Source organism: Pseudoalteromonas neustonica (assembly GCF_001653135.1).
Classification (GTDB): Bacteria; Pseudomonadota; Gammaproteobacteria; order Enterobacterales; family Alteromonadaceae; genus Pseudoalteromonas; species Pseudoalteromonas neustonica.
This window is the reverse complement of the sequence record NZ_BDDS01000006.1, coordinates 297,752-313,432: the sequence shown is the minus strand read 5'-3', so window position 1 is coordinate 313,432 and position 15,681 is coordinate 297,752. Positions and strand designations below refer to the sequence as shown.

Below are 15,681 nucleotides of genomic sequence, written 5' to 3'. Positions count from 1 at the left end.
ATGATCTTGTAGTGCATGACTACATATCAACGTGCTTACAGCACCTTGCTGAGCAGCCCGATGACCTTGAACCGCTATTACCTTGGAATATTAAGCAAGGCTAGGTGTCGTTAGCTATACGCTTACGATCCATTAAATAAGCTATAACGTATTTTTAGCGTCAGTGCTTAATAGGTGTTTAAGTTTAATTACTTGATTTTTAATGATTAAAAAACATTCTTAAAAACACCTAAAATAGAGCAGACAATGTTTTAAAGTTTAACTAAACTAAATACAGTAAATAAGGCGGAAAGTGTGTGTTTTAATATTATTAACACTAAAATACCGCATAGGTAAATGGACTTACTATAATGAAAGATAAAAAATCAGTAGATGCACAGGAACAATTTAGTACTGAAGAGCAAAGGCAGATTTATTATCGTGCCTGTATTGCTGAATTTCAGCAGCTAGGTTATCAAGATCAATATCTCGAACAATTAAATGATGAATTAGTGCATTTATTAGGGGTTTCAAAAGACCCAAATAAACTATAGATTGCTCAATCTTCAAACACAAATGATGGTTTTTTAGCTGTTATGGGTATTCTCTAACCATACAGTCACTTTAAACAAGAAAAGTGTTTGACATATTTTCTGAAATCTTTATTATACGCCCCACAAGACGGAGAGGTGGCCGAGTGGCCGAAGGCGCTCCCCTGCTAAGGGAGTATAGGGTTTGTAGCTCTATCGAGGGTTCGAATCCCTCCTTCTCCGCCATTTATTTTATAAATGGTTTCTTGTACAGTAAAGATTGGGTGCATAGCTCAGCTGGATAGAGTACTCGGCTACGAACCGAGCGGTCGGAGGTTCGAATCCTCCTGCGCCCACCACTCTTTACAAACTCTTCTTAGAGTATAAATAGGAAATATCAAAAGTGGGTGCATAGCTCAGCTGGATAGAGTACTCGGCTACGAACCGAGCGGTCGGAGGTTCGAATCCTCCTGCGCCCACCACTTTTGATACTTAGTTATTGCAAGCTAATTAATATGTCAGATAAGACATTAAAATCGAAATAGAATGTGGGTGCATAGCTCAGCTGGATAGAGTACTCGGCTACGAACCGAGCGGTCGGAGGTTCGAATCCTCCTGCGCCCACCACTTTCTATTTAAAGAATAACAACTTTTGAAATTCATTAGTTGCTGGGACAGTCAAATCAGACTATAAAATTAAAATAGAATGTGGGTGCATAGCTCAGCTGGATAGAGTACTCGGCTACGAACCGAGCGGTCGGAGGTTCGAATCCTCCTGCGCCCACCACTTTCTATTACTACTTAAGCTAATAGAAATAAGCCGACGAAAGTCGGTTTTTTTATGCCTGAAATTCACGTTCTTGTAGGAACAGGCTTTAGCCATGAAATGTATTTGCAGTAGTTGTAGTGGTGCAGAAATTTAGAGCGCTCAGAGGTTCACTCTTGCAAGATACGTCCTGCGCCCACCACTTTCTATTACTACTTAAGCTAATAGAAATAAGCCGACGAAAGTCGGTTTTTTTATGCCTGAAATTCACGTTATTGTAGGAACAGGCTTTAGCCGTGAAATGTATTTGCAGTAGTTGTAGTGATACAGAAATTTAGAGCGCTCAGAGGTTCACTCTTGCAAGATACGTCCTGCGCCCACCACTTTCTATTACTACTTAAGCTAATAGAAATAAGTCGACGAAAGTCGGTTTTTTTATGCCTGAAATTCACGCTATTGTAGGAACAGGCTTTAGCCATGAAATGTATTTGCAGTAGTTGTAGTGATACAGAAATTTAGAGCGCTCAGAGGTTCACTCTTGCAAGATACGTCCTGCACCCACCACTTTCTATTACTACTTAAGCTAATAGAAATAAGCCGACGAAAGTAGGCTAAATTTAAAGAGATTGCTCAAAGCGATCTTTTGGATGAACGAAAGAAAAAAGAGCTAGCAATGCGGCAGATAACTTCGTCCTTGAGCAGATAAAAAACCAAAGTAATGAGTTTTATCAGCAATATTTAAGCGATTTACAAGAGTTCGCTAAAGGCTATTTTTAGTTACCAGCAGGGTTTGTTCAATTATCAAGTGCTGAGAATGCTTAAACTTAAACCATAAAATTAACCCATAGATTAAGCTGTGAAATGATTACAAATATTTGCTTGCGCTGTGAAGTGTGTTATTTTTAATAAAATATTCCAAAATGTTTTTTAAGTAGGAATTTTAATTATGGGTGAAGGTGAGAGCTAATTTCAACTACATCAGATATGTTCTTTGGTAAGTAGTTAAAACCGTGTGGTTAATATAATAATAGAGGATCCTAAAATGCGACAATCACTAATTGCTCTGAGTATTACATTGGCCAGTATTGCTTCGATAACGCCCATCGCTGTCGCTAATACCTGGCAAACGGACGTTATAGGAGTTAGTCAGCCCCAACTAACTCCACAGCATTGGTTAGCTAAAACTAAAGTTAAAGTAACGGCTCAGCCATTAATGAGTGCATCACAAATTATGGCGTTCAATAAACAACTGGTCGCTGAAAATGAGCATATTGTCGATCCTCTCGATTTTGCTACACAGCTTACAAAGCAGCAATTAACTAACCACATCTATAGCATTAGCGCGGTACCAAAAAGTCCTCGTTTTTATTCCAATGGCGTCGCATTAACAGACAAAGATTTTGCTGATTATCATGCCAATATGAATTTAGAAGCGATTGAAAATAACAACCAAGTTGGTTTTGGGGTTGTAGTAAAGCGCTCCGTACTACGTACTTTTCCAACATGGGATAGGGTATTAAATAGCGGCTTAGATAATGATCTTGATCGTTTTCAAGAAAGTGGGTTATTTCCAGGTGATACGGTGGCTATTTTACATCAAAGTGCTGATAAGCAATGGCTACTGGTGCGCGCTTATAATTATTTGGCTTGGGTGCCTACGGCTGATATTGCCACTGCAAGTAAAGCGACCTTACATAGATTTAAAAATCAGGATGATTTTTTACTTATTACGGGGGCAAAAGTTAATACTGCCTACGTACCAGATAATGCTGATATCTCTGAGCTGCAACTCGATATGGGTGTACGCCTGCCATTAGTTGAGGCAAAGCAAGTACCAAATTTATTGCATGGGCAAAATACTTACGCCAATTATGTAGTACAACTGCCAACAAGAGGCGCGCAAGGTGAGTTAGTTATACAACCTGCACTAATTAGCCGCAGTAGTGACGTTAATATAGGTTACTTACCCTACACCCAGCAGAACTTGATAAAACAAGGGTTTAAATTCTTAGGCGAGCGTTATGGGTGGGGGCATGATTATAATGGCCGAGATTGTACGGGATTTGTAGGTGAGATTTATAAAAGTTTTGGTTTATTAATGCCACGCAATTCAGGGCAGCAAGGGCGAGGCGAGTATGGTATTAATCAGCGTTTTGATGGCGCTGATGCAGAGCAAGTAAAGTTAGATGCGGTTAAAAAGATGCAAGTGGGGGATCTTATTTATATACCAGGCCATGTAATGATGTATCTCGGTGAGCAAGATGGTCAACCTTATGTGATCCATGATGTAAAAGGGCTAGGCTATAACAAAGCTGATGGTCGCTTTTATTCTAGCGCATTAAATGGTGTATCGGTCACGCCATTATTGTCACTGCGTTTATCACCGCAAAAAAGTTATTTAGATCGCACCTATAATATTAAGCGAATTCGCTAGGAGCCACTATGAAAATTACCGCTATACGGTTTGCTAAATTAACAGTGCCATTAGTAACTCCGTTCAAAACAGCGCTACGGGAAGTTAGTTTTATAGAAGACTTAGTGGTGTTAATTGACACAGATAAAGGCCAAGTAGGTTACGGCGCAGCAGCATCAACCCCTATTATTACTGGTGATACCCATCAGGGAATGATCAGTATTATTAAGTATTTTTTAGCCCCCAAATTAATCGGTTTAGAAATTGAAAACCTTAATCATATTTGCCATGTTATTCAATCTACTGTGGTGGCTAATAGCAGCGCAAAAGCGGCGCTAGAGTTAGCTGTGTATGATTTATGGGGCAAACTTTACCAAGCGCCTCTTTATAAGTTACTCGGTGGTGGTAGTAGCACACTGCGTACAGATATAACAATTAGTGTTGATGGTATTGATAAAATGTTGGCCGATTGCGATACCGCTGTTAAACAAGGTTTCGATGTTTTAAAAGTAAAGATAGGAAACGATCTACAGCAAGATATTGAACGAGTGAAGGCAATTTATAGTGGCTTTTCTAAATACGCGAAAATTCGCCTTGATGTCAATCAAGGCTGGAATGCTAAACAAACGGTGTTCGCGTTACAAAAATTAGAGAGCGAGAATATTGAATTAGAGCTCGTTGAACAGCCTGTGAAAAGTGATGACTTTAAAGGGTTGAAGTATATTACTGAGCGAGTTAATACACCGATCATGGCGGATGAGAGTGCATTTTCGCCTAAACAGGTTATTCAATTGTTGGAACAAAATGCCGTTGATATCATTAATATTAAAGTAATGAAAACCGGTGGTCTGAGCCGCGCTATAGCGATTGCAGATATCACCGCACAATATCAAGCACAGTGCATGATAGGGTGTATGCTTGAAGGCAGTATCGCGGTTGCGGGAGCCGCTCATTTAGCTTCTGCAAAGGCGCAACAAATAACAAAAATAGATTTAGATGGCCCAGCGCTAGGTCAATTTGATCCTGTTCAAGGCGGCGTTGAGTTTAAGGGGCCGTCAATAACTCTAAGTTCTGCGCCAGGGCTTGGGATAACGCAGATAGATGGTTTACAGCATATAGATAACGGAGTTTGGCCAGCATGAAAAATATAATAAAAATGACAAGTGCAGGGGTGGTTTTAACAAGTTTATTGGGATGTGCTCAGCAACAAGTAACGAACAGTAATACGGTTATTTCATTGCAGACAAAACAGCTGGTTGTGGTAATTGCCGGTGATTGGCAAACACCCCAAGCACAATTGTATCGGTTTGAACGAAAAGGCAATAATTGGCAACAAATAGATGACGACTATTCGGTGGTGCTAGGGCGTACAGGCCTTGCATGGGGGGTTGGTTTACATCCTGAACAAGCCGGTATCCAAAAGCAAGAGGGGGATGGTAAAGCGCCTGCCGGAATTTTTGAGCTGGGCACTGCATTTGGCTATTTAGATTCACTGCAAACTAATATGGCTTATCAAGGTATGACAGCGAATGATTACTGTATTGATGTGAAAGGATCGCCATTTTATAACCAGCTAGTTAATAAGTCAGTTGTTGGAGAGGCCGCTGTTAAAGATTCATCGGAGTGGATGCGCCGTGATATTTATAGTCAAGATGACCTGTATAAAAAAGGTATCGTGGTTAAGCACAACAGTAATAACATTGATGGTGCGGGCAGCTGTATTTTTATGCACTTATGGCGAGCACAAGATAAGCCCACAGCAGGGTGCACCGCAATGACAGAGCAGAATATGGATGCACTTTTAGCGTGGTTAGACAGTAAATCGGCCCCACTATTAATTAGTTTACCCAAAGCGCAGTATCAACAAAAACAGGCGCTTTGGCAGCTACCATTAATAAAAACATTAAAATAAAGTTGTTTTCTTTTTGCTAAATCAATGGAATAATATATTCCATTGGTTGGTTTTTAATTGGGATAATAAATGAGTGCACAATACACCTTGCTAGATTGGCTCGTGTTTGCAAGCTACGGAGCCATTTTATTACTCAGTGGTTGGTGGTTTAACCGTAAGCGGGCTAATTCTAGTCAAGACTTCTTTTTAGGTGGCAATAGCATGCCAACGTGGATGGTGGCAATTTCGGTATTAGCTACATCGCAATCCGCAGCCACGTTTATTGGCGGGCCAGATCAAGGTTATCAAGGGGATTTATCTTATTTAGCCACAAACATCGGCGCATTTATTGCTGCGTTTATTGTGTGCATTTTTCTTATCCCTAAATTTTATCAGCAGCAAGTTTATACCGTATACGAGCTATTAGAAAAGCGCATAGGCCCCAAAGCCAAGCGTCGTAGCGGCTTAATGTATTTATTTGGTCGTGTGTTTGCCAGTGGGGCGCGTTTATATATGGCTGCGATTGCTGTAGCTATGATTTTATATGGCAATATTGAAGCGCAAAGCGTGATTGTTGCCACACTATTACTCGCACTTGTTGGCTTGCTCTACACCGTATTTGGTGGTATTCGCAGTGTTATTTATTCTGATGTATTACAAACCGTGGTGTATGTGAGTGCAGCCATAGCGGTTATTTGGTGCTTATTGGCTATCATTCCTGCCGATTTTACTACTATTGTAGCAACGCTAAATGAACCCTCTGCAGGCGCTGATTCTAAACTGGCATTGTTTAAGTTTGACTTAGATTTTGGCCCCAGTGGCGTTTTTAATATGGCATCGGTATTAACAGGTTTTGTATTATTAAACATTGCAGCATTTGGCCTTGATCAGGATATGACCCAGCGCCTACTCACGTGTAAAAATGCCAAAGAGGGCAGTAAAGCCTTGGTGTTATCTATCGTGATGGTGATCCCCGTCATGTTAGTGTTTATCTCTATCGGTTTATTACTTTATATCGTTTATCAACAACCAGCACTAATGAACAGCGCAGGCGAGCAAGTCGTACAAGAGTTTAATGGTGAAAAAATTACCATCTTTATGTATTACGTATTAAACGAAGCTCCTGCAGGCGTTAAGGGGCTTGTTAGTGTCGGTATTATTGCGGCGGCAATATCAACGCTAAACTCAGGTTTGAGCTCAATGTCGTCAGTAATAGTACAAGATTTATATCGTCCTTATTTAGCTGCTAAAAATAAACAAGTCGCTGACGGCCACTTTGTTAAAGCGGGCCGTGTAGGGATGACTGTAGTCAGTGGAGCACTCGCTGCTATGGCGATTGCTTGTTATTTTTGGCAACAATACAGTGATATGCCACTTTTGAAGTTTGCATTAAGCGTAATGGTGTTCTCATACAGTGGTTTATTGGGCGTATATTTTACAACCTTATTTACTAAGCGAGGCAGTGAGGGCTCTGTGCTGGCTGCTTTATTAGTTGGTTTTGTTATTACCTTGCTAATGCAGCCTTACATGATTGATTGGCTGTTACCGCAAACAGAGCGCTTTTATCTCGGTTTCACATGGCAATTATGTATAGGTACAGCACTTTCAACCTTAGTGTGCTGTTTAGGCAAGCCTACTGAGAATAGTGTCGCGCAATGAATAAAATAAAATATCTATTAGCAGTTGATGGTGGTGGAACTAAAATAACGGCGCAGATAATTGAGCTTGCCAGCGGCATAAAATATAGCGCCGCAGGAGGGCAGGCTTCATTGCATAATGATTTTCAAACTGCATTGTCGAATATTGAACAGGTGATCAACGATCTCTATTTGCAAAGTAAGGCTAAAAGCGGTGAAGTACTCGCCGTAATGGGGCTTGCTGGCGGTGGGTCTTCAGTACTATCAAAAAGGCTATTAACAGCGCTAGAACTTGGCTGTGGTATTAAATTTGCCAAGCTGCATGTATACAGCGATGCTATTACTTCATTATATGGGGCTAATAATGGGCAGCCTGTTGCTATTGTAGCACTTGGAACTGGGGCTGTAGGTGCACGACTTAATAATCACGGCGATACACAGTTAGTAGGAGGCTGGGGGTTTTTAGTTGATGATTTTGGCTCTGGTGCACGTTTAGGGCTAAGTGCTGTGCAGTGTTTACTTGATGAAATTGATCAATTTAGCCAGCCACAAAGCCTACTTACACGTAAACTAAGTGAACAAATAGGCGCAACCAGAGAGCAATTAAATGCTTGGTTGTACGAAGCGAGAGCGGTTGATTATGCGCGTTTTACTTATTTAGTATTTGAATTACAAAACGACTGTAAAATTGCTGAACTACTATTACAAAAGCACGCAAAGCAGGTGGAGCGTTTAATTAATAAAACGCGAGCTCAAAGCCAGCTACCTGTAATGCTGACCGGCGGATTAGCGGCCATAACATTACCCTTGTTAAGTGCAGCCATACAGCAATTAATAATACCTAAACAGGGCGATTCATTAAGCGGTGCCCTTATTTTAGCGCAACAAAATTTGCATATATTTTTAGATAGGACAAACCAATGAGTTCTGAACACGCATTTGAACAACAACGTACTCTTCTTGAAGAACTAAATGGTATTGTTTCTGAAGGGCAAAACCCTGCCACACTCGATATTGATTTACTGGATAGCATACAGATCTTGACCAAAATAAACACCGAAGATCAAAAAGTCGCTGATGCAGTAAAGTGCGTAATTCCTGAAATTGCAAAAGCGGTTGATCATATTGTCACAGCGTTTAAGCAAGGTGGGCGTTTAATTTATATTGGTGCAGGTACAAGTGGACGATTAGGTATTTTAGATGCAGTTGAATGCGCGCCCACTTATAGCGTAAGCGATCAGCAAGTGATAGGTATTATTGCGGGTGGGGAAACTGCATTTAAAAAAGCGGTAGAAGGCGCAGAAGACAGTTTAACGCTCAGTGTTGATGATTTAAAAGCGATTAATTTACAAACCAAAGATGTCGTTATCGGTATTGCCGCCAGTGGTCGTACACCTTATGTACGTGCCGCGATTGAATATGCAAAATCAGTAGGGTGCAAAACAGTAGGTGTAACCTGCAACCCTAACTCGTTAGTTATGCAATTACCAGATATTGGTATTTGCCCAGTAGTAGGCGCTGAGGCAGTCACCGGTTCTACACGAATGAAGTCGGGCACAGCGCAAAAGCTAGTGCTCAATATGTTAAGTACCGCCAGTATGATCCGTACCGGTAAAGTGTATAAAAACTTAATGGTTGATGTGAATGCCAGTAATGAAAAACTACATGCACGCGCTATTCGTATCGTGATGCAGGCAACTGATTGCACGCATCAACAAGCGGTTGATGCGCTTAAGCAGGCAAAGCAAAGTGCTAAATTAGCTATTTTAATTTTACTAACAGGCAAAGACGCCGCCCAAGCGCAACTCATGCTCATGCAAGCTGATGGTTTTTTACGTAAAGCGGTGGAACTTTAAATGTTGCTAAGGGTAATTATTTTACTACAGTGCTTATTATTAATTGCGTGCACGGATAGTAACCAAGCTCAAAGTAATGCAAAAGCAACGGCTATTAAAAGTCAGCCTATCTTGGTTGGTGCTGCACAATATGAGGCCTATCTCGGGGCTTTAAAAGACAAGAGAGTTGGGCTGGTTGTTAATCAAACCTCGCAGGTTGACGGAACTCACTTAGTTGATTTGCTCAGAGATAAAGGCGTGGATGTAGTTAAAATATTCGCCCCTGAGCATGGTTTTCGGGGGGATTATGATGCTGGCGCACATGTTAAAAACACCACAGATACTAAAACGGGTATTGATGTAGTATCAATTTATGGCAGTAATAAAAAACCGGATCCAGCTGTATTGAGCGAGTTAGACGTCATAATTTTTGATATTCAAGATGTAGGTGTGCGCTTTTATACGTATATCAGTTCAATGCATTACATGATGCAAGCGGCGGCATTACATAATCTTGAATTTATAGTGTTAGATCGGCCAAACCCGAATATCGCTTACGTAGATGGGCCAATTTTAGAGCCTCAGTTTCGTTCCTTTGTAGGCATGCACCCGATCCCTGTTTTACACGGTATGACTGTGGGGGAATTAGCTAAAATGATCAAAGGCGAGCGCTGGATTGATAAGGCAGAGCAGCTTAAGCTGCGTATTATTCCTGTTGCTAATTATACCCGCAACACAGAATATAAAGTGCCAATAAAACCGAGTCCTAACTTACCTAATGCGCAAGCTATTAACTTGTATCCATCATTGTGCTTTTTTGAAGCAACCCCGATAACAATTGGTCGTGGCACTGACTTTGCCTTTCAGGTTATTGGTTATTCGCCAGTGGGACTAGGGGAATTTAGTTTTACCCCGCGGGCAATTAAAGGCGCGTCTATGAACCCAAAATTTAAAGATGTTACCGTATTAGGGCAAGACTTACGTGCAAGTGCCATAACAGGTTTGGATTTAAATATATTTATTAATGCGTATACACAATTAACTCAAGCGAATCAGGTGTTTTTTGAACGACCAGATTTTATGGATAAACTCGCTGGCACAGATAAGCTGCGTTTAGCTATAAAAGCAGGTAAGTCAGAGCAGCAAATAAAGCAAAGCTGGCAGGCAGGGCTTACTACTTTTATGCAAAAACGTGAACCGTATTTACTGTATAGATACAACTCGCTTTATTAGCGATGAAGAACGGTTAGATAAGTAAACAGTTAAGCACTAAAAAGGCCACTTGTGTGGCCTTTTTAGTGCTTAACTTGAATATAGGTTAATTTAGTTATTTATTTCTAAATTCACCCACTACATCATTAGAGTGTTCAAGTAACTTTCTACCTTGACGGCTTGATTGAGTCAAAGCAATAAAGAGAATATCGATAACAAAATCTTGTGCCGTACGTGCAAGAATCGACGACAACCGTACTGACTCTTCTTCAGCAACAGAGTACAACCTCACATTCGCTTGATCGGCAACCGGGTTACTACCAAACTTAGTAACCGAGATCACATAGCTGTCGTTTTTCTTAGCTTGCTTCACTACTTCGGCAATCTCTCTGGTTACGCCAGATTCACTTATCGCGATGACTAAATCACCTTTACCAAATGTAGATACGTAGGCTAGCTGTGCGTGGCCATCTGGTTCAGCTATTGCAGGCATACCTAGCTTTTGCAGTTTATAAGAGAAATCTTTAGCAACAAGTGCTGAACCACCTAAACCACATATAAGAATACGCTTAGCTGATTTTAATAAGCTAACAGCTTGTTCAATAGGCTGTGCTTCGTTTAGGTTTTTAGTTTCCGTTAAAACCGCTAATTTACTACTGAGTAGTTTTTCAGCTATTTGTTCTAACGAATCACTTAACGTAATTTTGCCGTGTAGTTTTGGCTCTGTTACTTCGTCATTGAGTGCATCGATTACAGCAAGTTTAAATGCAGGAAACCCTTTGTAACCGAGCTTTTGTGAAAACTTCACTACACTTGACTGACTTACTCCGACTACCTTTGCAAGTTCTACCGAAGATAGATTTCTAATGGCGTTAGCAGAGTTTAATGTGAAGTCTGCTAGTTTGGCTTCGCTGCTCGATAGAGACTGACGTAAGGCTTTAATTTTAACAAATGTAGACATGTTACTCGCTTATTTATGTATTTGGCGTATTTATAGCATTAATCGAAATAACTTTGTACTTATTTTGGGTTCAAATGTAACTATTTAAATTTTATTATTGCTCTATTTGGTATTGTTTAAATTATTTATTTTGCACTTGATTGTTATATCGTTGGAATATTCTAGTTCACGCTGGGTTGTTTGCAATAATAAAACAGTATTGTCGCTGGCATTCACGAATACAACTACTTTCAGATATTTAATAACAGCACATATTTATGTAATAAAAATTATTGGTAATTTTGGTTTGGTGCCTAATGCGAATAAAAAACTCTTGCTGCAACGTACCCGACTAGTAACCCCAAGACCCAGATTAAATAGTTGATCAGCGACTCATTTCAAGCTTGTATATTAGCAAATAACTCAACCAAAATTAAGGTTAAGTTATTTGCCTTAATGACATTCATTTAGACCCATTTCTATTTAAGCATCAGGTTAATAAATTAGTAGTTAGTAGCCAGTCAAAAAAGCGACTTTTAAAAGCACTTTGGGGAGGCGTTTTGTTACATATTTTTCTAGCAGCATGTACCTAATACCAATCTTCATAAATATTTGAACAATTTAATGAATTAAATCACTCTATAACGTCGTTAAAATTTTTTCATTTAGAACAACTAGATATAAAAATTATTGCCTAGGGCTCGCTGCCCAAAGGGTTCTTCCTAGGGGCGATTGACTCTTTGTTGCTCGGTTTTTACTTAGCCCACTAGGCTACAAATCTCGCGCCGCGATTAAATCGCCCCTAGATTGAACAAATTTCAATCCACAAAGGTCAACACGCCCTAGTTTATAGCGCAATTTTCTGTCATTAAATAAACCTCATATCTAAGCGGATTGGTATAAGTCGCATCAGGTATGCATTTCAGTTGGAGTTAACAGCGATTTAGGTAGGTATTAATTGTAAAGTAACGCCTTAAAATTGCTCTCCAATAAGGTGTTGAGTTAAATGCTTTAGGTTGTTTGGTTATAAATATCTTTAAGTATAGGTGTGGGTTTTGCTGACGCGTTCGTTTTTATCAGTAGGATGGATCAATTAGAATTTAATTATGTCGAGTATTACTCAAGTAAACTACCCACGTATGTCTGAGCTTAAACGTACCACAGCAGAGGTACACGATAATTTAGATAATAAAATTATGGCTCAATCACCTTTTGCGTCAAAAGAAAATTATGGCGATTTTTTACGCTTTCAATATTTGTTGTTAAAACATGTAGAGCCAATTTATCAAAGTGAACAGTTAATTGTATTTTTTAGTGATTTAGCACAGCGAAATCGCTGTACTGATATTGTACTTGATTTACATGATATAGGTATGAAAACACACAATTTAGAACAGCAAATAGATATTAATAGTTTGACGATAGCGCAGGCTGTCGGTTGGCTCTATGTGATTGAAGGCTCAAAGCTCGGAGCCGCAATGTTAGCTAAAGAGGTAACACAGTTAGATCTAAATGCTGAATTTGGTGCGCGTTTCTTAGCAGGTCCTGGGAATGGGCGTGGAAGCCAGTGGCGAGGGTTTATGCAAGCTGTAGAAGCTCTTAATTTAACAAATGATGAAGAGCAGCAGCTTTATCAAGGTGCAAAGCAAGCTTTTGCTACCGCACATCAGTTACTTGATGTTGTTTATCAGTAACGTATATAAGTGTTAAACTCAGTGTTAAGGCAAGCGTTGCCAATTAAAAAAATTATATATTTTATAGCTGGCTGCATTAGTGTCGCCTTGGCTGTAATTGGTATGTTGTTGCCAGTAATGCCTACGACAGTTTTTTTAATTATTGCGCTTGCTTGCTTTACTCGCTCAAATAAAAAATTAGCCAATTGGTTGCTTACACATCCGAAATTTGGAAACGTTTTAAGTAATTGGCAGGTGAGCCGAGTTGTACCTAAAAAAGCCAAGTACTTTGCGCTTATTAGCATACTAATTAGTTTTTTTATTATTACACTCACAAGTCAGTCTGTTTGGCTTCCTGTATTTTGCTTTTTGATTTTTGCACTTGTTATTAATTACCTTTTCTCTAAACCGAGCGAGCTCTATGAGTTACGTCAAAATAAAAAATATAAAATACTTCAAGGAGTGTTATTAGCCGTATTATTTCACTTTATATTTGCTTGGATTATATTTTTTAACACAAGTACAAATATTGAGCCAGTGCAACATAAGCAAACCCCTAAAGTGATAGATATTACATTTGTAGAAGCGGCAGCACCAAAGCCTGAATTAGTTGAAAGTAAAAAGGTTGCTAAACAGGCTACTCAAGCGCAAGAGGCTGTTAAGAAAAAGTTGCCTCCCCCAAAGGCGAAAGAGCAACTACAAGTTCTAGCAAAAAAACAACCTGATAAACAAGATGTTATTATAGAGCCTGTGGTGAAGCCTCCTACAAAAGAACACGTTACTAAAACTAAACTAGACTCAGATCCAAAAAATACAAAATTTGAAGAAATATCACAAGATTCAGCAGTTGCCGCGATGGTTGAGCAGCAATACAGCTTATCTCAGCAACAGGTTGCAACAGGAAAGAAAAGCTGGAGAGCTAGTTTACTTGGCCATTTAATGGCTTATAGGAAGTACCCAACGTCAGCTATTATGAAAAAACAAGAAGGGGTCGTGTATTTAAAGGTGTTATTAGCGCGAGATGGGGGATTAATGCAGCTAGACATAGTAAAGGGATCGGGGATTAATCGGCTCGATATTGCAGCAATTGAAACAATCCGTGGCGCAGAGCCATTTCCAAAAGTGCCTGACGAATTAGAAGCACCTCATGAATTATTATTGCCTGTTGAGTTTTATTTACGCAATAAATGATAATAATTACTGTTTGTATTCGATTTTTATTTAGGTACAATATCAGTCACTTTACAATGTAGTAGATACCATGCCTTTTACAGATTATAGCCAAGTCGTGAAGATAATGTCACGGCGTACCGGTTGTCGAGATAAAGCTCAAAGCTTGATCCAAGAAGCGATCGCTCGTTTACTGAAACAAGGAAAAAGGCAATCTAGTAATCCCGAAAAACAGGTTAATAGAGCGCTGATATTGAAAACAGCTAATAATTTATTTGTTGATTTATATCGTCGTGAAAAGATCTGCCAATTCACGCCTTTGCCGGACGAAGAAAGCTCTATCTATGAGTTACCTCATTTAGATCCTGAAACGACTTTAATTGCTCAGCAAGAACTTGCACAATTAGAAAAGTGTATAGCCAGCTTACCTGAAAAGTGCCGTGAAGCATTTATCTTGTATAAGTTTAAGTGCTTGAGTCAAACACAAATCGCTGAACATATGCAGATATCGCAAAGTATGGTCGAAAAGCATTTACTTAAAGCCATGAGCCGTTGTAGAGAGATATTATTAAAAGAATGATGAATAATTCTAATAAAAATCAGCAAGTATTTGAGCAAGCAACGTTGTGGTTGTTAAGGCTTAAAGACGAACCAAGTGAACAGCAAATACATAATTGGCAAAAGTGGCTGAAAATTTGCCCACAAAACGCAGAGGCATTTGAAGAAAGTGTATTGTTGGACGCAAAGTTGGGGAATTTATCGCAGCAAAGTATGGAGCGATTACTTGCATTATTACCAAAAAGTAATATCAAAAAAGTTAGCTTTATTAGACCTTTAGTCGCATTGGCTGCTTCACTTGCAGTTATTGCAGTTAGCTTTTTCCACTTTAACGCGAGTAGACCGACGATATATTTAACACAAATAGGCGAAACAGCTTCTTTTATTTTAAGTGATGGTAGCCAGATTCTGTTAGATAGTGATACCGAATTAAATGTAGAATATAGCGATAATACTCGCCGTATAGAGTTACTTAAAGGGCAGGTAATCTTTGATGTTACTCCTGAAAAACAGCGTCCTTTTATTGTTGTTGTCGAAGAAATTGATATCAAAGTACTTGGTACACAATTTAATGTTAATCGCCTTAAAGATCAAGTCGTTGTTGCTGTAAAAAAAGGTAAAGTAAAAGTAACAGATCCAACTGTTGGTGATGTGTTTTTGACAGCTAATCAAGGGTATAACAGCATCAATGATAGGCAGTTTAACCTCACTGAAACTCAGTTTGCTATATGGCAACAGGGGCGCATTCAATTTTCGAATACCCCTTTGAACTTTGCTGTTGAGCAGCTTAATCGTTATCAAGATAAGCCATTTAAACTCAAACAAACAAGTCTAAATCAGCTCTCTCTTAGTGGGACATACCAATTAAATGATATAGACAATACCGCGAAGCTACTCCCTAAAGTGCTTCCTGTAGATGTTATTGATAATGGTTATTTTTGGCTGATTCAGCAAAGGTGAAAAATGAATACTTAGGGATATTTTATACATTTTTTGATAGCGAAGGCCTCAGTTTGTTTTTAAAGGTAAAAAAATAAGAGTTTAGAGGTGAGAGATAATTATTCTCATTCGTTTTAT

At 39.3% G+C, this 15,681-nt stretch carries 13 protein-coding genes and 5 tRNA genes; 17 read left to right on the top strand and 1 reads right to left on the bottom strand.

Translation table 11 applies throughout. The annotated features are described in order from the left end of the window. The first annotated feature begins 350 nt into the window (after positions 1 to 350). The 13 genes from A7967_RS11630 to A7967_RS22790 all read left to right on the top strand — a co-directional run bounded on the left by A7967_RS11630 (position 351) and on the right by A7967_RS22790 (position 10,284). Positions 351 to 533 (top strand): hypothetical protein, encoded by a 183-nt coding sequence (locus tag A7967_RS11630; RefSeq protein WP_054205346.1) that lies wholly within the window; start codon positions 351 to 353, stop codon positions 531 to 533. Between the two features lie 129 nt (positions 534 to 662). Continuing rightward, positions 663 to 755: transfer RNA gene (locus A7967_RS11625), tRNA-Ser, on the top strand. A gap of 36 nt (positions 756 to 791) precedes the next feature. Next, positions 792 to 868: transfer RNA gene (locus A7967_RS11620), tRNA-Arg, on the top strand. A 46-nt stretch (positions 869 to 914) separates the two neighbouring features. After that, a tRNA-Arg gene (locus A7967_RS11615) sits at positions 915 to 991 on the top strand. 68 nt (positions 992 to 1,059) lie between these two features. Next, a tRNA-Arg gene (locus A7967_RS11610) sits at positions 1,060 to 1,136 on the top strand. An 83-nt stretch (positions 1,137 to 1,219) separates the two neighbouring features. After that, positions 1,220 to 1,296: transfer RNA gene (locus A7967_RS11605), tRNA-Arg, on the top strand. A gap of 1,021 nt (positions 1,297 to 2,317) precedes the next feature. Then, positions 2,318 to 3,709: a C40 family peptidase gene (locus A7967_RS11600; RefSeq protein ID WP_054205347.1), complete on the top strand. Its 1,392-nt coding sequence runs from the start codon at positions 2,318 to 2,320 to the stop codon at positions 3,707 to 3,709. A gap of 8 nt (positions 3,710 to 3,717) precedes the next feature. After that, positions 3,718 to 4,830 (top strand): dipeptide epimerase, encoded by a 1,113-nt coding sequence (locus A7967_RS11595; RefSeq protein ID WP_054205348.1) that lies wholly within the window; start codon positions 3,718 to 3,720, stop codon positions 4,828 to 4,830. Then, the gene (locus A7967_RS11590) at positions 4,827 to 5,600 is read left to right on the top strand and encodes a L,D-transpeptidase family protein (protein WP_054205349.1); all 774 of its coding nucleotides are present in this window, start codon (positions 4,827 to 4,829) and stop codon (positions 5,598 to 5,600) included. The genes A7967_RS11595 and A7967_RS11590 overlap by 4 nt, the downstream gene beginning before the upstream one ends. A gap of 69 nt (positions 5,601 to 5,669) precedes the next feature. Beyond that, positions 5,670 to 7,238, top strand: a complete 1,569-nt coding sequence (locus A7967_RS11585; RefSeq protein ID WP_054205350.1) for a sodium:solute symporter — start codon at positions 5,670 to 5,672, stop codon at positions 7,236 to 7,238. Next, positions 7,235 to 8,140: a glucosamine kinase nucleotide-binding domain-containing protein gene (locus A7967_RS11580; RefSeq protein ID WP_054205351.1), complete on the top strand. Its 906-nt coding sequence runs from the start codon at positions 7,235 to 7,237 to the stop codon at positions 8,138 to 8,140. Before A7967_RS11585 ends, A7967_RS11580 begins: the two co-directional genes overlap by 4 nt. Beyond that, the gene (gene murQ, locus A7967_RS22795; protein ID WP_054205352.1) at positions 8,137 to 9,072 is read left to right on the top strand and encodes an N-acetylmuramic acid 6-phosphate etherase; all 936 of its coding nucleotides are present in this window, start codon (positions 8,137 to 8,139) and stop codon (positions 9,070 to 9,072) included. The genes A7967_RS11580 and murQ overlap by 4 nt, the downstream gene beginning before the upstream one ends. Continuing rightward, positions 9,073 to 10,284, top strand: a complete 1,212-nt coding sequence (locus A7967_RS22790; RefSeq protein ID WP_054205353.1) for an exo-beta-N-acetylmuramidase NamZ family protein — start codon at positions 9,073 to 9,075, stop codon at positions 10,282 to 10,284. A 94-nt stretch (positions 10,285 to 10,378) separates the two neighbouring features. Here the strand turns inward: A7967_RS22790 and A7967_RS11565 are convergent, their stop codons facing one another. Beyond that, positions 10,379 to 11,224: a MurR/RpiR family transcriptional regulator gene (locus tag A7967_RS11565; protein WP_054205354.1), complete on the bottom strand. Its 846-nt coding sequence runs from the start codon at positions 11,222 to 11,224 to the stop codon at positions 10,379 to 10,381. Positions 11,225 to 12,309: 1,085 nt separating this feature from the next. On the opposite strand from A7967_RS11565, the gene A7967_RS11560 reads away from it, so the two are divergent. The 4 genes from A7967_RS11560 to A7967_RS11545 all read left to right on the top strand — a co-directional run bounded on the left by A7967_RS11560 (position 12,310) and on the right by A7967_RS11545 (position 15,564). Beyond that, positions 12,310 to 12,897 carry a biliverdin-producing heme oxygenase gene (locus A7967_RS11560; protein ID WP_054205355.1) on the top strand — a complete coding sequence of 196 codons (588 nt, stop codon included), beginning with the start codon at positions 12,310 to 12,312 and terminating at the stop codon, positions 12,895 to 12,897. A gap of 102 nt (positions 12,898 to 12,999) precedes the next feature. Next, positions 13,000 to 14,067 (top strand): TonB family protein, encoded by a 1,068-nt coding sequence (locus A7967_RS11555; protein WP_231659047.1) that lies wholly within the window; start codon positions 13,000 to 13,002, stop codon positions 14,065 to 14,067. 70 nt (positions 14,068 to 14,137) lie between these two features. Continuing rightward, entirely contained in the window at positions 14,138 to 14,626 is a 489-nt protein-coding gene (locus A7967_RS11550; protein WP_054205356.1) for a sigma-70 family RNA polymerase sigma factor, read from the top strand. Next, a complete protein-coding gene (locus A7967_RS11545) occupies positions 14,623 to 15,564 on the top strand; it encodes a FecR family protein (RefSeq protein ID WP_082379039.1) in 942 nt (313 codons plus the stop codon). Before A7967_RS11550 ends, A7967_RS11545 begins: the two co-directional genes overlap by 4 nt. Positions 15,565 to 15,681 lie beyond the last annotated feature (117 nt).